General features: G+C 67.1%; 17 protein-coding genes. 8 read left to right on the plus strand and 9 right to left on the minus strand.

From position 1 onward, the window contains the following. The first annotated feature begins 149 nt into the window (after positions 1–149). Both ASD77_RS01890 and ASD77_RS01895 read left to right on the plus strand, forming a co-directional pair. Positions 150–845: a hemolysin III family protein gene (locus ASD77_RS01890; RefSeq protein ID WP_082563069.1), complete on the plus strand. Its 696-nt coding sequence runs from the start codon at positions 150–152 to the stop codon at positions 843–845. Positions 846–932: 87 nt separating this feature from the next. Beyond that, positions 933–2,882, plus strand: a complete 1,950-nt coding sequence (locus ASD77_RS01895; RefSeq protein ID WP_082563070.1) for an AsmA family protein — start codon at positions 933–935, stop codon at positions 2,880–2,882. 6 nt (positions 2,883–2,888) lie between these two features. On the opposite strand, the gene ASD77_RS01900 is transcribed toward ASD77_RS01895, so the two are convergent. Genes ASD77_RS01900 through mtgA form a run of 3 tightly spaced genes read right to left on the minus strand, consistent with a single transcriptional unit; the run spans position 2,889 to position 5,087 of the window. Next, complete coding sequence (locus tag ASD77_RS01900; protein ID WP_055936540.1) at positions 2,889–3,317, minus strand: CBS domain-containing protein; 429 nt, start codon at positions 3,315–3,317, stop codon at positions 2,889–2,891. Next, positions 3,277–4,317, minus strand: a complete 1,041-nt coding sequence (locus tag ASD77_RS01905; protein WP_055936543.1) for a glycosyltransferase family 2 protein — start codon at positions 4,315–4,317, stop codon at positions 3,277–3,279. Before ASD77_RS01905 ends, ASD77_RS01900 begins: the two co-directional genes overlap by 41 nt. Beyond that, positions 4,314–5,087: a monofunctional biosynthetic peptidoglycan transglycosylase gene (mtgA, locus tag ASD77_RS01910; RefSeq protein WP_055936546.1), complete on the minus strand. Its 774-nt coding sequence runs from the start codon at positions 5,085–5,087 to the stop codon at positions 4,314–4,316. The genes ASD77_RS01905 and mtgA overlap by 4 nt, the downstream gene beginning before the upstream one ends. Before the next feature lie 122 nt (positions 5,088–5,209). Here mtgA and ASD77_RS01915 point away from each other — a divergent pair, with 122 nt between their 5' ends. The 6 genes from ASD77_RS01915 (at position 5,210) to ASD77_RS01940 (ending at position 16,118) form a co-directional block, all read left to right on the plus strand. Next, positions 5,210–6,106 (plus strand): Hsp33 family molecular chaperone HslO, encoded by an 897-nt coding sequence (locus ASD77_RS01915; protein ID WP_055936549.1) that lies wholly within the window; start codon positions 5,210–5,212, stop codon positions 6,104–6,106. Positions 6,107–6,223: 117 nt separating this feature from the next. After that, positions 6,224–7,090, plus strand: coding sequence for a hypothetical protein (locus ASD77_RS01920; RefSeq protein ID WP_055940875.1), 867 nt, complete (start codon positions 6,224–6,226; stop codon positions 7,088–7,090). A gap of 286 nt (positions 7,091–7,376) precedes the next feature. Beyond that, entirely contained in the window at positions 7,377–10,316 is a 2,940-nt protein-coding gene (locus ASD77_RS01925) for a TonB-dependent receptor (protein WP_055936552.1), read from the plus strand. A 399-nt stretch (positions 10,317–10,715) separates the two neighbouring features. Next, on the plus strand, positions 10,716–13,610 hold the full coding sequence (locus ASD77_RS01930) for a TonB-dependent receptor (protein ID WP_055936555.1): 2,895 nt from the start codon (positions 10,716–10,718) through the stop codon (positions 13,608–13,610). Between the two features lie 80 nt (positions 13,611–13,690). Further along, a complete protein-coding gene (locus tag ASD77_RS01935; RefSeq protein ID WP_055936557.1) occupies positions 13,691–15,520 on the plus strand; it encodes a tetratricopeptide repeat-containing sulfotransferase family protein in 1,830 nt (609 codons plus the stop codon). Between the two features lie 4 nt (positions 15,521–15,524). Further along, positions 15,525–16,118, plus strand: coding sequence for a 2OG-Fe(II) oxygenase (locus ASD77_RS01940; RefSeq protein WP_055936560.1), 594 nt, complete (start codon positions 15,525–15,527; stop codon positions 16,116–16,118). 7 nt (positions 16,119–16,125) lie between these two features. Here ASD77_RS01940 and ASD77_RS01945 read toward each other — a convergent pair whose 3' ends face one another. The 6 genes from ASD77_RS01945 to ASD77_RS18285 all read right to left on the minus strand — a co-directional run bounded on the left by ASD77_RS01945 (position 16,126) and on the right by ASD77_RS18285 (position 23,189). Then, positions 16,126–17,424: an aspartyl/asparaginyl beta-hydroxylase domain-containing protein gene (locus ASD77_RS01945; protein ID WP_055936563.1), complete on the minus strand. Its 1,299-nt coding sequence runs from the start codon at positions 17,422–17,424 to the stop codon at positions 16,126–16,128. Between the two features lie 70 nt (positions 17,425–17,494). Further along, the gene (locus tag ASD77_RS01950) at positions 17,495–18,391 is read right to left on the minus strand and encodes a DUF4097 family beta strand repeat-containing protein (protein ID WP_055936567.1); all 897 of its coding nucleotides are present in this window, start codon (positions 18,389–18,391) and stop codon (positions 17,495–17,497) included. Positions 18,392–18,401: 10 nt separating this feature from the next. Next, entirely contained in the window at positions 18,402–18,890 is a 489-nt protein-coding gene (locus tag ASD77_RS01955) for a hypothetical protein (RefSeq protein ID WP_055936570.1), read from the minus strand. Beyond that, positions 18,887–19,477 carry a sigma-70 family RNA polymerase sigma factor gene (locus ASD77_RS01960; RefSeq protein WP_055936573.1) on the minus strand — a complete coding sequence of 197 codons (591 nt, stop codon included), beginning with the start codon at positions 19,475–19,477 and terminating at the stop codon, positions 18,887–18,889. The genes ASD77_RS01955 and ASD77_RS01960 overlap by 4 nt, the downstream gene beginning before the upstream one ends. A 619-nt stretch (positions 19,478–20,096) precedes the next feature. Beyond that, the gene (locus tag ASD77_RS01965) at positions 20,097–21,887 is read right to left on the minus strand and encodes a phosphoenolpyruvate carboxykinase (GTP) (protein ID WP_055936576.1); all 1,791 of its coding nucleotides are present in this window, start codon (positions 21,885–21,887) and stop codon (positions 20,097–20,099) included. 558 nt (positions 21,888–22,445) lie between these two features. Then, positions 22,446–23,189 carry a helix-turn-helix transcriptional regulator gene (locus tag ASD77_RS18285; RefSeq protein WP_055936582.1) on the minus strand — a complete coding sequence of 248 codons (744 nt, stop codon included), beginning with the start codon at positions 23,187–23,189 and terminating at the stop codon, positions 22,446–22,448. Positions 23,190–23,253: the final 64 nt, after the last annotated feature.

Here is a 23,253-nt window from a genome sequence, read left to right on the forward strand (position 1 = left end):
ATAAAAGCGGATAAAGCCGATGAGAAAGGCTTTATCTGCCGTTATCCGCGCTTATCGGTGTCGATCAAACCGTCTGTCGGCTCGGCCATGCTGAATCCACGGCGGGCGCAGGGATGCGCCGGTTGCTGCGTTGCGGTAGTTTTGTCGCCATGAGTACCGACCCCACTCCGTTGCGCACCCTGCGCGCCCGCAAGCGCGCCGACCACCTGATCGACCTGCGCGACGAGATCGCCAGCGCACTGACGCATGGCCTCGGCGCGTTGCTGGCCCTGGCCGGCAGCGCAGTGCTGATCACCCTGGCCGCAATCCATGGCGATGGCTGGCAGCTGGGCGCGTCCATCGTCTTCGGCGTGACCCTGCTGCTGCTGTACACCGCCTCCACGCTGTACCACGCCATCCAGCACCCGGTGGCGAAAGGACGGCTGAAGGTCTTCGACCACTGCGCGATCTACCTGCTGATCGCCGGCACCTACACACCCTTCACCCTTATCGGCCTGCGCGGCCCCTGGGGCTGGGGCCTGTTCATCGCGATCTGGACGCTGGCGTTCGCCGGCGTGGTGTTCAAGCTGTTCTACACCGGCCGCTTCAAGCTGCTGTCGACGATCATCTACATCGCGATGGGCTGGCTGGTGGTGGTGGCGATCAAGCCGCTGCTGACCTCGGTCGACCTGGTGACGCTGGGATGGATGCTGGCCGGCGGCCTGTTCTACACGCTGGGCACCTTTTTCTACCATCGCGAATCGATCCGCTACTCGCATGCGATCTGGCACCTGTTCGTGATCGGCGGCAGCGTCTGCCACTTCGTCGCCGTGACCCAGCAGGTGTTGTCGCCGCGCCTGGCGTGAACTGCGCGTCCACGTTCGTGTCCCGCGCGTGAACCGCTGACCCCGCGTTTCGCGGCACGTGAACACCGCGCGGCCGAGGATGGGGTCATGCACGATGCACCCCAACCCCGCCGTCGCTTCGCCCTGCGCCCGCTGTCGCGCACCGGCGCCGTCACGCTGGGTGTGCTGGCGGCGGTGATCGTGGTGGTGGCCATCCTGTTCGAGTGGAACTGGCTGCGGCGCCCCATCGAACGCGTCGTCGAATGGCAGACCGGCCGTAGTTTCCACATAGCCGGCAATCTGGACGTGGACCTGGGCCGGGTGACGACGGTGCGCGCGGACGCGCTGACGTTCGGCAATGCCGCATGGTCGAAGGTGCCCGTGATGGCGGCCGCCGACCGCGCCGAAATGAGCGTGGAAGTGCTCCCGCTGATCTTCAGCCGCCAGACCCGCATCCCGCGCATCCACCTGACCCGGCCGCAGATGCGACTGGAACGTGGACCCGAAGGCGTGGGCAACTGGGTGTTCGGCGACACCACCGGCAAAGGTCGGACCCAGTACCGCGACCTCTGGATCGATGACGGACGCCTGCTGTTCTTGGACGGCGCACGCAAGACTGATCTGGACATCCGGCTTTCCAGTATCCGGCAGCCGAAAGCCGACGAACCTTCGGCCGTCGAACTGAAGGGCAAGGGCCGTTGGGCAGGCAACGCGCTGTCATTGCAAGGCCAGGTCGCTTCGCCCCTCGCGCTGCGCGACACCGACAAGCCCTACCGCATCGACCTGCGCGCGACCGCGGGCCCGACGCGCGCGCATGCGCGCGGCACGCTCACCGACCCGTTCCGCCTGCGCGATTTCGATCTGCAGCTGCGGCTGGCGGGCGAGGACATGGAAGACCTGTTCCCGCTGATCGGCATTGCCACGCCGCCGACGCCGCCGTACCGGTTGGACGGGCGCTTCACCCGCGATGGCGACACGTGGCGCTACGACGGGTTCACCGGCGTGGTCGGCGACAGCGACCTGGCTGGATCGGCGAGCGTGACGGTAGGTCGTGAGCGTCCACTGCTTACCGCGAACCTGGTATCGAAGCGACTGGACTTCGATGACCTGGCCGGGTTCGTCGGCGCGCCGCCGCAAACGGGCGGGGGCGAGGCCAGCAACGCCCAGCAGCGCGCAGAAGCCGCTGCGTTGGCCACGGACGCGCGCTTGCTGCCCGATACGCCTTACAACCTGATCAAGCTACGTGCGATGGACGCCGACGTCCGTTGGAAGGCACAGCGCATCAACGCTCCCCGCCTTCCCATCGAGGACATGGATGCGCATCTGTTGCTCGACGCCGGCCTGCTGCGGCTGGAGCCGCTGAACTTCGGCGTGGCGCAGGGCGACATCCGTTCACAGATCCGCATGGATGCACGCAGCGACACCATCCGCACGCAGGCGACCATCGCCGCGCGCGGACTGGACCTGGGCGAGCTGTTCCCGCAGGCCGAACTGACCAAGACGGCCATCGGCCGCATCGGCGGCGACATCAAGGTGACGGGCACCGGCAACTCCATTGCCGGGATCCTCGGGACCGCGGATGGCGACATCGCGCTCGGCATGGGACGCGGACAGATCAGCAACCTGCTGATGGAACTGGCCGGCCTGGATATCGCCGAAGCCCTGAAGTTCCTGGTCACCCGGGACAAGACGGTGCCGGTGCGCTGTGCCTTCGGCGATTTTGCGGTGAAGGATGGCGTGATGCAGGCGCGCACGCTCGCCTTCGACACCACCGACACGATCATCATCGGCAAGGGCCAGATCAGCCTGAAGGACGAGACGCTGGATCTGGAAATGCGCCCGCGCCCGAAGGATCGCAGCATCCTCGCGTTGCGCTCGCCGCTGGTGGTCGGCGGCACGTTCAAGGATCCGTCGTTCCGCCCGGACTTCAAGCGCCTGGGACTGCGAGGCGCAGTGGCGGTGGCGCTGGGCAGCATCGCGCCCCCGGCCGCACTGCTGGCCACGCTCGAGGTCGGCCCCGGCGAGGACAGTGCCTGCGGCGGGCAGTACGCGAAGTAGGGTGAGTCAGCTGGCGATGTAGCGCTGCAGCTGGTCCAGTTCCACCTGCTGGTCCTCGATCACCGCCTTGACCAGGTCACCGATGGAGATGACGCCGACGATGGCCTCGCCCTCCGCGACCGGCAGGTGGCGGATGCGGTGCTCGGTGACCACCTGCATGCAATGGTCGACGCTGTCGTCCGGCCGCACCGTCACCACTTTCGCCGTCATGATGTCGCGCACCGGCGTGTTAGAAGACGAGCGCCCCTGCAAGACGACCTTGCGCGCGTAATCGCGCTCGGACACGATGCCGCACAGCCGCGGCCCCTGCATGGCCAGCACCGCGCCGACGCCCTTCTCGGCCATCAGCCGGATGGCATCGAGGACGGACGCGTCGGGCGACACCGAGAAGACTTCAGGGGCCTTGGCCCCCAGCAACTGACGAACCGTGCGCATGGCGATCTCCGGAAAGGGGAGCGGGTCGATCTGGCCCGACCAAGGATACTCCTGCCGAGGCAGGTTGCCAGGCATCCACCAGGTACAGCGGCCGCTGCTTGGATTCCTCGTACAGGCGACCGAGGTATTCGCCGATCAGGCCCAGCGCCACCAGCTGCATGCCGCCCAGGAAGAGGATGACCGTCATCATCGTCGGCCAGCCCGCGACCGGATCGCCGAACAGCAGGGCCTTGCCGACGATGTAGAGCGCGAAGGCGAAGGCCAGCAACGCGGTCAGCACGCCGATGTAGGTGGCCATCCGCAGCGGCGCGGTGGTGAAACTGGTGATGCCTTCCAGCGCGAAGTTCCACAGCTTCCAGAAGCCGAAGCTGCTGCGGCCCGCCACGCGCGCTTCGCGATGGTAGGGCAGCGCCCTCTGGTTGAAGCCCACCCAACCGAACAGCCCCTTCATGAAACGGTGGCGCTCGCGCAGTTCGCGCAGCGCCGCCAGCGCGCGCGGCGACAGCAGGCGGAAGTCGCCGGTGTCGGCCGGGATCGGCGTCTTCGACAGGCGGCCGATCACCCGGTAGAACGCATGCGCCGTGGCGCGCTTCAGCCAGCCCTCGCCATCGCGCGCGATGCGGGTGCCGTGGACGTTGTCGTAGCCGGCCTGCCATTCGCGCACGAAGTCGCCGATCAGCTCCGGCGGATCCTGCCCGTCGGCATCCAGGATCAACGCCGCGCCGGTCTCGACGCGGTCCAGTCCCGCCGTGAGCGCCGCCTCCTTGCCGAAATTGCGCGAGAGCCGCAGCACCGACACGCGCGGATCGTTCGCCGCCAGCGTGCGCATCACCGTCCACGTCGCATCGCGGCTGCCGTCGTCGACATACAGCACGCGCCCCTGTACGCCTTTCAGTGCATCCAGCGCCGCCATCACGCGCGGATGCAGCAGCGGCAGCGACTGCGCCTCGTTGTAGGCCGCCACCACCACGGTGACCTGCCAGGGCGACGCGCCGCTCATGGCAACGCCTCCAGGTAGCCGGTGCCGCCGATCTGCCGGACCTGGCGCTCGATCCGCGTCGCCCGCCGCTGCACGTAGGGGCCTGGACGCTGGGCGCTGTACCGGCGAGGCGACGGCAGCACGGCGGCCAGGCGCGCGCTCTGGTTGGCGCTCAGGCGTGCCGCGTCCTTGCCCCAGTAACGCCGCGCGGCGGCCTGCCCGCCGTACACGCCATCGCCGAACTCGGCGACGTTCGCATACACCTCCAGGATGCGCCGCTTCGACCACAGCGTTTCGATCAGCAGCGTGTACCAGGCTTCCAGCCCCTTGCGCGCCCAACGCGTGACACGGTTGCTGCCTTGCCACAGGAACAGGTTCTTCGCCACCTGCTGGCTGATGGTGCTGGCCCCGCGCAGGCGCGTCACCGGCCGCCCACGCTTCTCGGCGCGCTCGACCATCTTGCGGTTGTGCACGCGCGCCTTCTCGATCGCCGCCAGGTCGAAGCCATGGTGCGTGGCGAAGTTCTGGTCCTCGGCCGCCACCATCGACAGTGGCAGGCTGGGCGCCATCTCGTCGAGGTCGCGCCAGTCGTAAGCCAGCCGGAAACCGAACTCGCCCTGCCCCCAGGCCTCGAACACGCGCGCCGCCATGAAGGCGGTGAACGGCGGGTCGACGAAGCGCAGCACCACGACCTGCAGGACGCTGGCGGCCGCGAACAGGAACGGCAGGGCCAGCAGCCAGCGGAACCAGCGGCGTCGGCGCGGTACGTGGGCGACAGCGGCTGCACTCATCGGGCGAGCCGGCGCTTGAGGATGGCGTTGCTTGCCCCCATCGTGGTGTTTCCCTTCGTACGTGTCATCGACGGCATTATGCCGAGACACGCGACCGCCCCGCATTCCCCGCATGGATTCCCATGGCCACTGACGCCTCCGCCGACACCCTGACCCGATTCCTGCTCCCCGCCGCCGGCGTCCGCGGCGTGGCCGTGCGCCTGGACGACACCTGGCAGGCCGTGGCGAGCCGTGCCGACTACCCGCCGTCGACGCGCGAGTTGCTGGGCGAAGCCAGCGCGGCCGCGGTGTTGTTCACCGGCCACACCAAGGTCGACGGCCGGCTGTCGATCCAGTTGCGCAGCCAGGGCAGCCTGCGCAGCCTGTTCGCCGAATGCACGGCGTCGGGCACCGTGCGCGGCATCGCGCAGCTGTCCGCCGACCAGGACGCACCGCGCGACCTGCGTGACCTGGGCGACGATGCCCTGTTGGCCATCACCATCGAGAACCCGGGACTGGATCCGCGCGAGCCGCAGCGTTACCAGAGCCTGGTCGGCCTGGAGGCCAGCCGGCTGGCCGAAGCCTTCGAGGACTACTTCCGCCAGTCCGAACAGCTGCCCACGCGGCTGCTGCTGTCCGCCAACGGCGACTGTGCCTGTGGTCTGATGCTGCAGAAGCTGCCCGGCGACGAGGGCGACGACGACGGCTGGAACCGCACAGGCGCTCTGTTCGACACCCTGGGCGAGGCCGAGCTGCTGGCCACGCCGGTGCCGGACCTGCTGCACCGGCTGTTCCACGAGGAATCGCCGCAAATCCTGACCCAGCGCCCAGTTCGCTTCGGTTGCTCTTGTTCGCGCGAGCGGGTCGAGAGCATGCTGCAGTCGTTGGGGGAAGAGGAGGCGACGGCCGCACTGGCCGATGGGGTGGTCGAAGTGCGTTGCGAGTTCTGTGGGCAGGAGTACCGGTTTTCGCCTCCCCAGATCGCGGAACTTTTCAGCCAGCCCAAGGTCGATGTGGACGCGCCCAGCCGCCTGCAGTAGTCCGGCAGCCGGCAAGCCGCCCGGGGACTTGTTAAAGAAACATAAACGGCATAGCATCGGTTCCCCTTCGGGAGGGGAACTCCGGGTCGACCCAGGAGTCTGAAGCGAGCCATGAAACTGCGTAGCCTGTCACTGTCGCTTGCCCTGCTGCTCGCCTCCGGCGTGGCAGCGGACGCGCATGCGCAGAAGAGCACGCGCAAACCGGCCGCCGACGCCCAGCCCACCGCCTTGCCGATCTGGAACAACGACGGCAAGGTCGAGGCGGTACTGCTGCTCGAGCCGACCGGCCAGGCCGAGGCCGGTGCCCGCTGGCGCCTGGGCCGCAATTCGCTGACCACCGCCTTCGGTCTGGACAGCGGCGACTCCCTGGGCCTGGTCTGCAACCGCAAGGCCGGCGTGGTCGGCAACATCGGCAACCTGGCCAGCCACTGCATGCTCGCCACGCTCGGCGACGAGGGCGACGACACCAACGCAAGCCAGCGCGTCAGCGCTTCGGCCGTGCTCAGCCGCCCCGGCGGCAAGCTCGGCCTGTCGGCCGGCACCGGCCGCGACACCCTGCCCGCCTGGCTGTCGTCGGGGCGCGGCACCGGCCGCGTCGAGCAGAACGACCTGACCGTGTTCGGGCAGAAGAACATCGGTCGCGAAGGCTTCGTCTCCATCGGCGGCGCCGTCGCGAAGGCCACCCTGGTGCCCGCTTCCGACCTACCTGCCCTGGCCGACCGCTGGAACAGCCGCAGCCTCACCGTCGGCGGCGGCTACGGCCCCTTCAGCGCCAACATCATCGGGCGCGTCATCGACGTACCCGGCCAGCCCGGCAAGTTCGAGGGCCTCGGCCTGGGCCTGACCTGGCGCACGCCGTGGAGCGGACAGCTCACCGTCGGCGCCGAGAACGTCATCACCCGCGGCAAGAATCCTTTCTCGTTGACCAACGAGAACGCCGACGAAGGCACCGTGCCTTACGTCCGGTACGAGCAGGACCTGTAACGCCCCCTTGTTAAGTCCCTGCCACCGTGCTGATGCAGCGCGGCGGATACGCGTGCCTGCCGCTTGGCATCTTGTTGCGTGGCACCGAGGGTCGCACGACCCGTGAGCAATGCGTGCTCGACATCACAATTACGTAACTAAGCTTATCTCTATCCGCCTTCGGTCTTCACGCGGGTTTAATTCTCGTTAAAAGCCGACTAGTATCCGGGCACCCCCTCGTTTCGTGGTCGCCTGTTTGACCGCCTCGAGGGACACCTTGGGATACCCCTTACGGGAGAGAGAAACAATGAACTGCAAAACCACGAAGCTCCGTGACGCGATTTCGTTCGCGCTGACGGTAGGCGCAGTGTCGGCTGTGGGCACCGGTGCGGTGTTCGCGCAAGAGTCCGGCCAGACCGAAACCACCACCTTGGACCGCATCGAAGTCACCGGCTCGCGCATCCGCCAGGTCGACGTCGAAAACGCCGCTCCCGTGCTGACCATCAGCCGCGCGGACATCGAAAAGCAGGGCTTCCAGTCGGTCGCCGACATCCTGCAGAACATCTCCGCCGTCGGCGCACCCGCCATCAGCCGCGCGCAGCCGCTGTCGGCCGGTGAAAACGTCGGTGGCCAGTTCATCAGCATGCGCAACCTGGGTTCCACGCGCACCCTGATCCTGGTCAACGGCAAGCGCCTGGGCATCAGCACCAGCGGCCTGCAGGACATTTCGCTGATCCCGACCGCTGCGGTCGAGCGCATCGAAGTGCTGAAGGACGGCGCCTCCTCGATCTACGGCTCCGACGCCATCGCCGGCGTGGTCAACATCATCACCCGCTCCAACTTCGAAGGCGCCACCGCCCAGGCCTACTACGGCCAGTACGGCGAAGGCGACGGCGAAACCACCCGTGCCGACTTCGTGATGGGCTTCACCGGTGACCGCGGCTCGCTGACCGCCGCCGTGGAGTACCGCAAGGAAGAGGAAGTGATGTCGGGCGACCGCGAGTACTCCGCGTACCCGCAGGGCCAGTGGCATCCGACCCGCGGCTGGACCACGGTCAGCCAGTGGGGCGTGATCAACCTGCCGGCGGCCGCCGGCGGCAACCGCGTACTGAACACCGGCGCCGACTGGCGCAACATCAACAACTTCCACGCGCTGAACACCAATACCGGTACCAGTGCTGCGGACCCGAACGGCTCGCCGACGGACAAGAGCAATACCAACCAGCAGACGCACCTGCGCACGCCGCTTGAGAGCCGCTCGCTGTTTGTCGACGGCGTGTTCGACATCAATGATGCGGTTCGCTTCCGCAGCAACATGATGTACAGCCAGCGCGATGCTGAGCGTCAGGTGGCGGGTTACCCGTTCCAGAGCGCGGCCTTCGCCGGCACCACCATGGCGATCAACAGCTACTACAACCCCGTGGGCACCTTCCACGGCTACGCCACGCCGCAGACTGTCAACTACTGGCGCCGCACGTGGGAAATCCCGCGCGTCGATCGCCCGACGACGACCAACTGGCGCTTCTCGGCCGGACTGGAAGGCAGCTTCGATATCGGCGAGCGCATCTTCGACTGGGATGTGGGCTACCTGTACAACAACAACAAGGTCACCCAGGAAAACTACGGCAACCTCAACGTGGCCCGTGTCGGCCAGGCGGTGGGTCCGTCGTTCCTCAACGCCCAGGGTGTGGTCCAGTGCGGTACCGCGGCCGCCCCGATTCCGCTGGCATCCTGCGTGCCGTGGAATCCGTTCATCCCGTTCGGTCGCGTGGGCGATGGTGGCCTGACCGGCAACCAGGCGCTGATCGACTTCTTGTTCCAGACGCTGAACTCGTCGGGCGAGACCGAAACCGAAGTGTTCACCGCCAACCTGGCCGGCTCGCTGTTCGCCCTGCCGGGCGGCGACCTGGGCTTCGCGGTCGGCGTGGAAAGCCGCAAGGAATCGGGCGAGTTCATTCCCGATGCCATGGCCGTCACCGGCAATTCGACCACTCTGTCCGCCGGCCCGACCGATGGCAGCTACAAGGTCGATGAAATCTACGCCGAGTTGGCGATCCCGCTGCTGGCCGACCTGCCGGGCGCACAGGAGCTGAGCTTCAGCATCGCCACGCGTTATTCGGACTACGACACCTTCGGCGACACGCTGAACAGCAAGTTCGGCTTCAAGTGGAAGCCGATCGATTCGCTGCTGTTCCGCGGCACCTACGCCGAGGGCTTCCGCGCGCCGACGATCGCCGACCTGTACGGCGGCGGTTCGCAGACGTTCTCGTTCTACACCGATCCCTGCGATACCACTTTCGGTGCAGCTCGCAACAATGCCGCCTGCCAGCGCGACATCGTCAATGCAGCGACGTTCCGCCAGTTGCAGCAGGGCTTCACCCCGGCAGCGGGCACCAACTCGCAGACGCCGGTGGCGTTCTTCTCGGGCGCCAATCCGAACCTGATCCCGGAAACCTCCGAGTCGAAGACCTTCGGCGTCGTTTGGAGCCCCGGCTTCCTGGAAGGTCTGAACGTGAGCCTGGACTGGTGGAACATCCGCATCGAAGACACCATCGTGGCCGATACGCCCACGCAGATGCTCAACGACTGCTACATCCAGGGCGATGCGTCGCGTTGCACCAACTTCACGCGTGATCCGGTGCTGGGTTACGTCAACAGCCTGAACTTCACTGGCATCAATGCCGGCTTCCGTGAAACCGAAGGCTACGACCTAGACCTGAGCTACCGACTGGCGACCGAAGGTTTCGGTACCTTCAACCTGACCTGGCAGACCACCTACACCAGCAAGGATGAAATCAAGACCGATACCAACCCGCTCACGCTGCCGCAGCAACTGGTGGGCTACGCCACGTCGCCGGGCTTCCTGGGCACGCATCGCGTCCGTTCCAACGCGAATGTGACCTGGAATCTGGGCAGCTTCGGCGCCACGTGGGGTGCGCGTTACTACTCCTCGCAGAAGGAAACCTGCCTCTCTGCCGCGCTGTTCCCCGACGAGTGCACGGATCCGACGTTCGTCGCCGCCAACCCGGCACAGACGCGTGCGGTCAACAAGATGGGTTCGGTCACGTTCAACGACCTGGAGTTCCGTTGGAGCGCCCCGTGGAATGCGACCATCGCGATCGGTGCCAACAACGTGTTCGATCGCCAGGGCCCGCAGTTCTACAGCCAGCCCAGCGCGAACGTGTCGTATCACGGTCAGTACGACATTGGCCGCTTCATGTACATGAAGTACCAGCAGAAGTTCTGATCGCGGCCTCCGCGTAGGCAGTACCCACACGGCCCCGAAAGGGGCCGTGTTTTTTATGGGTGGCTCCTTGCAACCATCCCGATACGTCACGCTGCCCGCGGTGTTAATGAAGCAATCGAAACGGGCCGCTCCCGGCACCGTGTGCTCCGGCCGGCGCCCGTCTTCGGGGATAGTGCGCACCGCTTTGGGGCACCCCCCCCCTATTCAGGCAGAGCACCGAAACGCGTGGGCTGCTTTGCCCGTCCTGACTGGGCGCTTTGCCACATGTTGGCCGCTTAACAACACTTTAATTCTTCGCTGCCCCCGACTATGATCGGGCCACCCCCGCTCTTTGGTCGCCGCTTTTTGGCCGGCCGGCAGGGTATCCCTAGGGCTTTATCAACGTCACCCGGAGAGAGAATGAACCACAAGACCACCAAGCTGCGCGAAGCCATCGGCTTTGCCCTGGCAGTGGGTGCGACCAGCGCCGCCGGCACCGGCTTCGCTTTCGCGCAGGAGTCCAACGAAGGCGCCAAGACCCTGGATGCAATCCAGGTGACCGGCTCCCGTGTGGCCCGCGTCGAAACCGAAACCGCCAGCCCCGTCGTCGTGATCGACCGCGCCGCCATCGAACAGACCGGCAAGCTGACCCTGGGCGACCTGATCCAGGAAATGCCGGCCATGTCGGGCGCCCCCACCAACCCGCAGGTCAACAACGGCGGCGGTGACGGTTCGTCCACCATCGACCTGCGTGGCCTGGGTTCGGCCCGCACCCTGCTGCTGGTGAACGGCCGCCGCGTTGTCAACAGCGACGTCAACTCCATCCCGGCGTCGGCCGTGGAGCGCATCGAAATCCTGACCAGCGGCGCCTCGGCCGTGTACGGTTCGGACGCTGTCGCTGGCGTGGTCAACTTCATCCTGCGGCGTGACTTCGACGGCCTGACCGCTTCGGTCGACTTCGGCATCACCCCGAGCAAGCAGGACGGCCAGCGCAGCGGCGGTTCCATCACCTTCGGCCAGGTGGGCGACAAGGGCAACATCATCGCCGGCCTGAACTACAACAAGTTCGACGGCATCTCGTCCAACGATCGTGATTTCTCGAAGGACGCCACGTACCTGTACAGCGGTTACGTCACCGTCTTCGGTTCCAGCCGCAACCCGAACGGCCGCATCTACTTCCCGGCCGGCAGCGCGCTGGCAACCCAGTACGGCTGCTCGTCGGTCACGCTGACCCCGGGCACCAGCGGCACCTCGACCGGCGACTTCCGCTGCTACAACGGTGCGCGCGACTCGTACAACTACCAGGCCACCAACCTGATCATGACGCCGCAGGAGCGCACCAATGCGTTCTTCCTGGCGAACTATCAGATCACCGACAACCTCAACGCGTTCGCCGAGGTCTACCACAACAAGACCTCGTCCAACTTCGCGATCGCGGCCCTGCCGTTCGACGCCAACAGCGACGGCGTGGTCATCTCGGCCGACAACTACTACAACCCGTTCGACCAGAACTTCGGTCCGGCGGCTGACGGTAGCGTCAACCAGTTCCTGACCCGCTGGACCTCGCTGGGCCAGCGCCGTTCGTACTACGACACCACCACCTCGCAGGTCGTCGCCGGCCTGGAAGGCTTCGTGGGCGAGAGCTGGAAGTGGGATGCCGCCTTCAACTACGGCCACTACTTCAGCGAGAACACCAGCTACGGCTACGTGGACTACGCCAGCCTGACCGACGCCCTGGGCCCGTCCTTCATGGACACCGATGGCGTGGTGAAGTGCGGTGCGCCGGGCGCGATCATCGCGGGCTGCACGCCGCTCAACATCTTCAACATCTTCGACCCGCAGTCGATCGCCACCATGCAGGCGGCGGAAGCGCGTCCGGTCTACTCGACCATGTACCAGACCCGCAGCTTTGAGGCCAATGCCTCGGGCGAACTGTTCAGCCTGCCGGCCGGTGCCGTGCAGCTGGCGTTCGGCGGTGCATGGCGCGAGGAATACCAGCGCAGCGAAGTCGACTACATCGCGATCGCCGACGACACCGGCCGCTGCATGATCTCGCAGGAAGCCTGTTCGTCCCCGGTCGGTGGCAAGTACGACGTGACGGAAGTCTACGGCGAACTGTACGTGCCGATCCTGTCCGACCTGCCGTTCGCGCACCTGCTGTCGGTGACGCTGGGCAGCCGCTACTCGGATTACTCGACCTTCGGCGACACCACCAACAGCAAGCTGCAGGTGGAATGGCGTCCGATCGAGAACCTGCTGTTCCGCGGTACGGTGGCGGAAGTCTTCCGTGCCCCGACCATCGGCAACCTGTACGACGGCCCGCAGGGCAACGCCCCGCAACTCAACGACAAGTGCGAAGGCTACGGCGCCACCGGCACGCCGCGTAACCACGAAAATGCGTGCGGCGCGGGCGCAGGCGCCACCAACATCCCGGCCGGCGGTATCGGCCCGGCGCCCACCAGCCAGTCCAACGGCGTGTGGTCCGGTGCCGTCGCGGCAGGTTTCGACCTGAAGCCGGAATCGGGCAAGTCGTTCTCGTGGGGCGTGGTGTACGACCCGCAGTGGGCTCCCGGCCTGTCGGTCAGCCTGGACTACTGGCGCCTGTACCTGGACGACACGATCACCCGCGCCGATGCGCAGACCGTCGTCGACACCTGCTACAACGATGACAGCCACCCGTTCTGCGAATTCATCAACCGTCGCAGCGATGGCCAGGTGGACTTCATCCGCGAGCCGATCGTCAACCTGGGCCGCCTGGACACGCAGGGCTACGACCTGGCCGTGCGCTACCGCCTGCCTGACACCGCATGGGGCAGCTGGCTGTTCGGCCTGGACGCGACCTATATCGATCGCTACGACAACGACACCAACCCGCTCAGCGAAGACGATGCCGTCAAGCACATCGCCGGCACCTACAACCCGTCGTACGGCATGTACGCCCGCACCCGCGGCCGTCTGTTCGTCAACTGGAACAAGGGCGACCTGGGCCTGAGCTGGCGTGCCCGCTATGTCAGCGGCTTCGACATCGGCAGCAACGACCTGCGCCAGGGCACCAGTGCGGACGCGGGTTGCAACGCGACGTTCGCGCCGGAGTTCTGCTATGCCCGTCGCTTCGACGACTACCTGGTGCACAGCTTCAGCGCCGCGTACTCGCTGCCGTGGTTCAACTCGAAGGTCGAGGTGGGCCTGGACAACGCGTTCGACAAGCAGCCGCAGACCCTGTTCCAGAACAACGTGCTGAATGCCAACACCGACGTGCAGACCTTCGATACGGTCGGCCGTTACCTGTGGGCACGCTACACGATGAACTTCTAAGCAGGTTGAATTGACCGCTGTACCCTGGGCCGCGCGGCGTAAGCCGCGCGGCCTTTTTATTGCCACGCTAGAATCCCGCGATGAACCAATCCCTGATCCAGCAAGCGGTCGTGCTGCTGCAGACCGGCCGCTTCGAGGAAGCGGCGACGTTGAGCAGGCAGGCGCTTGCGGACGCTCCTGACGATGAGAGTTTCGCCACGCTGCTGGCGATGAGCCTGCAGAACCTGGGACGCGACCAGGAAGCGGCGCCGGTCTACCGGCAGCTCGCGCGCGCGCACCCTCAGGCTGCCGGCCATTGGGCCAACCTTGGCCTGGTGCTGCGTCGTCTGGGGGAATACACCGAATCGGAACACGCCTACCGTCGCGCGCTGGCACTGGAACCCCGCAACACCGGCTTCCTGATAGATTACGGGCTGCTGCTGATGGACATGGGCCGCATCGCCGATGCGCGCCACCGATTCCTCGACGCCGTGGACCTGGAGCCCGGTGCCGCCGAAGCCCATATCTATGCCTCGCTGGCCTGTTTCGAATGCGGCGATGCGCAGCGGGCCGCGTCGCTCATCCCGCCCGCCGGGGTCTGGCACAGCCTGCCACCGCACCTGCGGGAAGAACTGGCCACGGCCCTCATGCAGGTGGGTCGCACCGAAGAAGCCGAAGCCCTGCTGCTGGCGCCGGGCATGCAGCAGTCGGCGTCCGGCATCATCCGCCTGGCCCAGCTCAACGAGCGCACCAACCGGATCGAGCAGGCCGAGTCACTGCTGGTCCGCGCCCGCGCCGCCCTCACCGTGGCCGGCCGCCAGGAACAGATCGACCTGCTGCACCTGGAGTCTTCGCTGGCCATGCGCCGCAAGGACTACGACAGCGCCCATCAGGCTGCCGACGCCGTCATCGCGCTGCAACCGCACGTGCAGGCGGAAGCCAACGCCCACTTCACCTTGGCCAGCATCGCCGACAAGCGGAAGGATCCGGCGACGGCCATGGCGCACCTGCAGAAGGCACATGCCATCCACTTCCGGCTCGCGGAAGACGTGGTGCCGGAAATCGCCCACTCCGATGCCGAACCGTTGAAGGTATCCAGCAAATGGCTCGCCGACGACGCGTGCGGTTTCCGTCACGACCCGCGCGTCCCCGACGAAAAGGCCTCTCCTGTTTTCATCGTCGGCTTCCCGCGTTCCGGCACCACCATGCTCGAACAGATGCTGGATGCGCATCCTGGCTACGCCTCGATGGACGAACGCGCGACGCTGCAGCGCTGCATCGAGCACATAGAGAAACGCGGCTTCGACTATCCCCACGGGCTCGGCCGGCTGGATGCGGCTGCGGCCGACGATCTGCGTACTGTCTACTGGGCCGAGGTGGCGAAAGTCATCACCCTCCAGCCTGGGCAGCAACTGGTCGACAAGAATCCGCTCAACATGCTGCGCCTGCCGATGATCGTGCGGTTGTTCCCGCACGCGAAGATCATCCTGGCGCTACGCCACCCGTGCGACGTGCTGCTCAGCTGCTACATGCAGAACTTCCGCTCGCCGGCCTTCATGGTGCTGTGCTCCAGCCTGGAGCGGCTGGCGAAGAGCTACGTCAATGCGATGCGTTTCTGGATCCACCACCAGGCGCTGCTGTCGCCGGACACGCTGATCCTACGCTACGAGGACACGGTCGGCGACTTTCCTGCGCAGGTCGACCGCATCGGTACCTTCCTGGGCATCGAGGACCGCGACTTCCTGGCGCAGTTCAGCCAGCATGCCGCACGCAAGGGCTACATCAGCACGCCCAGCTACTCGCAGGTGGTCGAACCGGTGAACAGCCGCGCCGTTGGGCGCTGGCAGCCGTATGCGCCGTGGCTGGCGCCCGCATTGCCGATCCTGCAGCCGGTGGCCGACCATTGGGGCTACGACCTGACGGTACGATGAGCCGATGAAAGCCCTCGCCGACTGCATCCGCACTTACGACGACGCTCTGCCGGCCGCTTTCTGCCAGCAGTTGATCGACAACTTCGAGGCCTCCGCGCCATTCCAGATGCCGAACGGGCGCGGCTACCGTCCCGCGCTGGACGACAGCCGCTGGACCGAGCTGAACCTGACGCGGCTGGCGGACCCGGCCTTCGTGGGGTTCTTCATGACGCGCATCGAGCAGGCACTGGCGCGCTACAACGCGGACCTGGCGCTGACGCTGCCCGTGCCGTTGCGGCCCCGCATCGACCGGTTGACGATGAAGAAGTACCGGGCCGACAGCGGCGATACCTTCCAGCCGCATTTCGATTCCGTCGACGAAGTCGCCGGCCGCTACCTGGTCTTCCTCTGGTATCTCAACGACGTACAGGAAGGCGGCGCCACCCGCTTCACCGATCTCGACATCGAGGTGCGGCCGCGCGCCGGCCGGCTACTGATGTTCCCGCCTTACTGGATGTACCAGCATGTGGGCGCGCCGCCCGTGTCCAACGACAAGTACATCCTGTCGACCTACCTGCTGTTCGACAAGCCCGGCACACCGGACCATACCCACGAGTAGCCGGCATTCACGCGACGCCGGCGCGCGCGTTGAAGTCGCCGATCGTCTCCACCAGGCGTTTGAGCGCCCGCACTTCCACCTCGCTGAGGCGCGGATGCCAGGTGTCGAGAATCATCACCACACGCAGGCGGTCGCTGCGGTTCCAGGCGGCATGCAGGAAGGTGTCGTCGAACGTCACGCAGCGGCCTTCCGTCCAGGCGTGCTCCACCCCACCCACCTCCAGCGCGCAGTCCGGCGGCACGATCAGCGGCAGGTGGGTGACCACCCGGCTGTTGGTCACGCCGTGATGCGGCTTGATCACCGTGCCGGGCGACAGCAGCGAAAACAGCACTTCCGGCGCATGGCCCTCGATGCGCGTCAGCGGCACCTGCGCCAGCGCAGCGGCCGTCGCGGGACAGGCGGCGAGGTGATCGGCGAACACCTCGCCGTGGCGGTAGAAGAAGTAGGCATCCCATGCCGCCGCGTCCGGGTCCTGCGTGCTTTCGAGGAAGTCGCCCTTGCGCGCACCACCACTGAAATCCAGGAACGGCTGCAGACCCGCGCGCGCGGACAGCACCTGCTGCAGCTCCGCACGGATCGCGTCCGCGGCGTGCTCGAGTGCGGCGTACCAGGGAAACAGCGCGCGGTCGAAATAAGGCGCCGGTTGCAGGTCCGGCACATGGAAGAACGTCGGCTTCTGCCGCGGATCGGGACTCTCCGCGGGCCGCAGGCCCAGGTAGCCTTCCAGCGCCTGCACGACGCGCTGCAGGTCGGCGGTGCCGTATTGCTCGATCAGCGGCGCGATCGTTTCGAAGAACAGTGCGTGCCGACCGGCGTCGATGATGGCCATGGCCTGTCGTACGCGGTCGCGCAGATCAGGCGCGGTGGTCTGCTCGTTGAGCCAGCGTCCCTTCGCCTGCGCGCTGGTGACGGCGCGGAAGAAATGGACCAGCGCGTCGTCGGTCCGCCCCAGCCCCTGCAAGCCTTCGGCCAGCTGCAGACGCGCGATGAAGGATTCCGGCGCCCAGGCCAGGCCACGCTCCAGCGCTGCAACCGCGCCAGCCGTGTCACCCAGGTGCAATCGACAGGCACCCAATCGCATCCAGGGTTCGCCTGTCTCCGGCGTGGCGGCCGTCAGGCCTTCGAGCCGCGTGGCCGCCTCGGCGAATCGCCCCAGCGCCATCAGCCCCTGCGCGGCGACCAGGTGCAAGGCGTGGTCGCGGGGATGTGCCGCCAGGCCCTGTTCCGCATCGGCCAACGCCTGCGCGGCATTGCCGGTTTCCAGATGGTGGCGTGCCTGTTGCACATGGAATGCGGCGCTGGTCATGCGGCGGTGCCTCTGCCTCGATCATCGGGAATCCTTCGATGATACGGGACACGCCGGCTCCGCCGACGCGTCACTCCACCCGCACTTCCGCACTGCCGGAGAACGTCTCCAGGCTGACCCGGCCGCTGCCGCTGCCGTAAGTGGTGCTGAAGCTGGCGCCGGGGCCGCGGCGCTTCTCGATGGTCACGCCGGTGGCCTTGAGGCTGCCGCTGAAGCTCTCGCCACTGACCTGCGCCGACACGTCGCGGGGCAGGCGCAGCAGCAGGCTGCCGCTGACCGATTCCATGCTGATCTCGCCGGCCGGCGCCAGCGCCGTGCTCACGTCGGCGCGGCCGCTGACGGTGGTGGCGCTGAGGTCGCGGATGCGCTCGCCGTTGACGTTCACCTCGATGCGGCCAGAGACCGTTTCCGCGTCGATGTCGCCGTTCAACCGACCGCGCAGCACGATGGAACCGCTGACCGTGCTGACATCTACGTCCTCGCTGTTGAGGGTCAGGGTGGCGCTGCCGCTCACCGTTTCCACCTCCGCCTTGCGCGGCGCGGCGGCGGCGAACACGCTGCCGCTGACGCTGCTGATCGACAGCTCGCTGGAAGCCATGCCGTCGACATGCACGTCGGCGGCCACGGACTCGATGTCCAGGTCCGCGCGCACCGGCACCATCACCACCAGGTCGGTGGGGCCGGTCTTGTTGCCGCCCCAGCCGCCGCTCTTCGGGTAGCGCACCTCGATGCTCAGCTGGTCGCGCGAGCCGTCGATGTCCAGCCGCTCCACGCCCTTGCCGAGCGTGCCGGTCACCTGCACCTCGTTGCGCTCCCAGCCGCGCACCTCGATGCGGCCCTTGACGTTGCTGATATCCACCCGGCCACGCGCATCGAGCGGGCGGGTCTCGTTGATGGCGCTCTGGGCCAGGGCGGTGGGCGCCAGCAGCGCGGTGGCCAGCAGCAGGGCGAAAGAAGACGTACGCATGGGGAACTCCTCAGGTCATGACCGCGCGCTGGGTCAATGCCAGGCGTCGGGCGTAGGTGCGGCGCAACTGCTCCAGCAGGAAACGCGCTTGCGGGTCGGTGGCGATGGCGTGGCGGATCTCGGCCGCGCTCTGGTCCAGCGCGTGCAGCGCCGGGGCGTATTCGGGCGAAGCCTTGGCCTGCGTATCCATCTGCGCCAGGGCACCGGTGTAGTCGCGGGTCATCGCCGCGGCTTCGCGCTGGATCACCGCATCGCCCTGCGGTGCGCGTTGCAGTTGCCAGGTCATCGTGACCGCCAGCAGCACCGAGGCGGCCAGGGCGAACGGCGCCACACGCTGGCGACGGCGTGCGGGCGTCGCCGTCACCTGCTGCGGCGTGGTGGCGAGTCTCGCCGCGATATCGGGCCACAGGTTGCGCGCGGGTGGCACGTCCTGGCGCAGGGCACGCAACTGCCAGCGCAGCGCGTCGTCGGACAGGGGAACGGGATCGTGGGGGGTCATGCGTGTGCTCCTAGACGCTCGCGCAGCAGATGCCGCGCGCGGTGCAGCTGGGCCTTCGAACTGCCGACCGCCATGCCCAGCTCGGCGGCGATCTCTTCATGCTTCCAGCCTTCGACGTCGTACAGCACCAGCACGGCGCGTGCGCGCGGCGGCAGCGTGGCAACGGCCCGCTCCAGGTCCATCGACAGGGCCGTACCCTGCCCGGCGCTGTCGGCCAGGCCCAGCCCGTCCAGTGCGTCTTCGTCGTCGTCGAAGCGCGGACCCTTGCGCCGGCTGCGCAGTTCCATCAGCGCGGTGTTCACCGCCAACCGGTGCAGCCAGGTACCGAAGGCGCTCTCGAAGCGGAACGCCGGCAGCGCCTGCCAGGCCCGCACGAAGGCTTCCTGCACCAGATCCTCCGCCCGCGCGCCATGCAGCCCGACCAGGCGCTGGATGACGCCGTGCACGCGGCCAGCGTGGCGCCGGTAAAGCGCCTCGAAGGCCCGCATGTCGCCCCCGGCGGCCGTGCGCGCCAGGGCGGTGTCCTGGGCAGCGGCGTCCTCGGGCGTGAGGCTGTCGGCGAAAGGGTCGATCACGGCATTCAGCATACTGAGTGGGATGCAGCGAAGTGCGCAGGGGTTTAGAACCTTGACGGTCTTTTTCTCACGCGCGCTTGCTTCCGCCAGAGACGCTTGAAGGCGCGTGGGGTTAAAGCCCCTCTCCCCGCGGGAAAGGGATTGCGGTGAGGGTCGGCGAAGTCCGCCTGATCTGCGCGCTGCGACACCGACAGCATCCGCTGTCCGCTTCTGGCGAAGAACAAGGCGGCCTAAGAACGCGGCTCCGTCGGCCCTCACCCCCACCCCTCTCCCGCAGGGAGAGGGGCTTGGAGCCGCTTGCCGATCTTCACAGCAAAGTCCCCGGGCGTTTCGCCAGAGGGAGTTGAAGACGCGCGAGGTCTTAGCCCCTCTCCCCGCGGGAGAGGGGTGGGGGTGAGGGTCGGCGAGGTCCGCCTGATCTGCGTGCTGTGGCACCAACAACGTCCGCGGCCCGCTTCTGGTGAAGAACAAGGCAGCCTAAGAACACGGCTCCGTTGGCCCTCTCCCCCACCCCTCTCCCGTGGAGAGAGGGGCTTGGCGCCGCTTGCCACCCACGAAAGAAAAAGCCCCGCGGCGTCCCGGGAGGACGTGCGCGGGGCTTGCGCAGGAAAAGGGTGCGCGAGGCGGGGAATCAGTTCGCCAGTCGGGCGGCGATGCGCTGCTGTTCGTCCTTCAGGGCTTGCGGGGTGCGGTCGCCGAATTCCTGCAGGTACTCGCCGATGCTGGCGAACTCGGCCTGCCAGCCGGCGCGGTCGAAGCCGAACAGCAGCTCGTGCGCTTCATCGCTCAGCGCCACGCCGTCCAGGTTGAGGTCTTCGGCACGCGGCAGGTGGCCGATCGGCGTTTCCACGGCATCTGCTTTGCCTTCGACGCGCTGGATCATCCACTCCAGCACGCGCAGGTTCTCGCCGAAGCCGGGCCACAGGAATTTGCCGTCGCCGCCCTTGCGGAACCAGTTCACGTGGAAGATCTTCGGCAGCTTGGCGCCGGCGCCGTCGAACGACAGCCAGTGCGCGAAGTAGTCGGCGAAGTTGTAGCCGCAGAACGGCTTCATCGCCATCGGATCGCGGCGCATCACGCCGACCGCACCCGTCGCAGCCGCGGTGGTTTCCGAGCCCATCGCCGCGCCGACCAGCACACCGTGTGTCCAGTCGCGGGCCTCGAACACCAGCGGCACCAGCGAGGCGCGGCGGCCGCCGAAAACGATGGCGCTGATCGGCACGCCCTGCGGATCCTCGGCCTTGGTCGAATAGCTGGGGCACTGGCGGGCGGACACGGTGAAGCGCGAGTTGGGATGCGCGGCCGGGCCGTTGGCCGGGTCGTACTTGCGGCCCTGCCAGTCCAGTGCCGGCGTACGCGAATCCAGGCCTTCCCACCACGGCTCCTGCTCGTCGGTGACGGCGACGTTGGTGAAGATGGTGTGGTGGCTGATGGTCGCCAGCGCATTGGGGTTGGAGCTGTCCGACGTACCGGGCGCCACGCCGAAGAAGCCGGCTTCCGGATTGATCGCGTACAGGCGACCGTCGGCGCCGGGGCGCATCCAGCAGATGTCGTCGCCGACGGTCCACACCTTCCACCCTGCCTGGCGGTAACCCTCCGGCGGGATCAGCATGGCCAGGTTGGTCTTGCCGCACGCCGACGGAAATGCGGCGGCGATGTAGTGCGTCTCGCCCTGCGGGTTCTCGATGCCGACGATCAGCATGTGCTCGGCCAGCCAGCCCTCGTGGCGCGCCTGGTGCGAGGCGATGCGCAGCGCGTGGCACTTCTTGCCCAGCAGCGCGTTGCCGCCGTAGCCGGAGCCGAAGCTCTTGATGGCCAGCTCATCCGGGAAATGCATGATGAAGCGGCGGTCCGGATCCAGTTCGCCGGTCGAGTGCAGACCCTTCACGAACGTCCCTTCCCGCTCGATGCGCGCCAGCGCCGGCGCGCCCATGCGGGTCATGATCCGCATGTTCGCCACCACGTACGGCGAATCCGTGATCTCCGCGCCGCAGCGCGAGAGCGGCGAATCGATCGGCCCCATGCAGTAGGGAATGACGTACAGCGTGCGCCCGCGCATGCAGCCGGCGAACAGCGCGTCCATCTTCGCGTGCGCCTCGGCCGGCGCCATCCAGTGGTTGTTGGGGCCGGCGTCTTCCTGCTGCGGCGTGCAGACGAAGGTCAAGTGCTCCACGCGCGCCACGTCGCTCGGGCTGGAGCGGTGCAGCCAGCTGTGCGGATGGGTTTCGGGGTTCAGCGGCAGCAGCGTGCCGTCGGCCAGCATCTGCTTGGTCAGCAGGGCGTTTTCGGCATCGCTGCCGTCGCACCAGTGGATGCGGTCGGGCTGGGTGAGCGCGGCGACCTCCGCAACCCAGGCAGTCAACGCGTGCAGCGAGCTGCCCGGAAAATCGTTGCGTTTGAAAACATCGACCGCTGCGTTCATGCCCCGCCCTCTAAAAGTGAGACCAAAATGATACCAATGTCCTGTCCCGCTGACGAGGAGAACGCGTCCGGGGCCGGTGGGAGGTCAGTCCGAGGGGGTGCAGGCCGCGCAATCCCCGCCACGGGCACGCGGTTGTGTCTCACGGAGCGGCGAGAAGGGCGAAGCGCTAGGCTCCGAGCCCCGCCGATGGAGCCCGGAGCCTCGTCGCGGGGGATCAGAGGGCCATCGATCGGGCTCCAGGCCTCGTGGATGGGGCTTCGGACCCCAGCGATCGCCCCCGGAATGCCAACGGCGGAGCGCTGCACGCCCATCGACGGCTTTCAGAAAGCCATCAATGGCACTCCCGGAGCCATCGACCGGGCAGTGAGCCTCGTCGATCGGGCTCGGAGCGCCGTCGACGGAGCTCAGAGGCCGAGCGACGAGGCCCGGAGGGCCATCTCGACGGAGCTCGGAGCGCCATCGATGGCGCTTGGAGGGCGGGACATGGAGCGCTGAAGGCCATCGATGGGATTCCGAGCCCCATCCCTGGGATTCCGAGCTCGATCACCGCCCGGGCGCCTAGGCGTCGCGCGAGCGCCGGTACGGATTGAATAGCTGCAGCAGCCACGGCTTCTGCGCCAGCACCAGGCTGACGCCCACCCGGTCTTCGGCCGGCAGCGTGGCGTCCCGTGCCAGCAGGGCGTCGAACTCGCGCGCCACTTCGTCCAGCCGCAGCCGCAATTGCTTCACGCCGTCGATGCTCAGGCTGCCGCTGAGCAGCAGCAGCGCGTCCTGTTCGCCATCGAAGGGGTCGGCGAAGTAGTCGGTCAGCAGCGTGTGGCGGAAATAGCGCTCCATCGGCCCGTCGGCGCGCCAGCGGAAATTGCGCGCGGTCAGCGCGCGGCCGCGGTTGCCGGGCATCAGCTCGATGATCTCCAGCCGGTCCAGCTTCACCAGCAGCCCGGTCCACTGCGCGGGGGTGAAGCCGAAGTGGCCCATCACGTCGTCCTCGCGCCAACGGTTGAGGGTAAGGAACAACGCCATCAGCAGCCGCGGATCGTCCACCAGCGCCTGTTCCTGCGCCTCGCTCAACTGCGCCATCGCCTTGCGCCCCCGCGAAGCTTCGGCGCTGAGCTCGGCCAGGCCCACATCGAGCACGTCGCAGATCTGCTCCAGCCGCTGCAGGCTCATCGCACGGCGGGAGAACATGCGCTTGACCGCGGCCTCGCTCATGCGGATGCGGGTGGCGAGCTCGCGGTAGGTCAGGTTCTGCGCGCGCAGGCAGCGCTTCAAGGCATCGATCAGGTCGACGGAGACGGCCATCGGTAGCGCATTCCTATACCGGGTGATGCGCCGGAGCTTACCTCGTCGATGCCGGTTGAACAGC

It is taken from the genome of Pseudoxanthomonas sp. Root65 (genome assembly GCF_001427635.1).
Taxonomy (GTDB): Bacteria; Pseudomonadota; Gammaproteobacteria; order Xanthomonadales; family Xanthomonadaceae; genus Pseudoxanthomonas_A.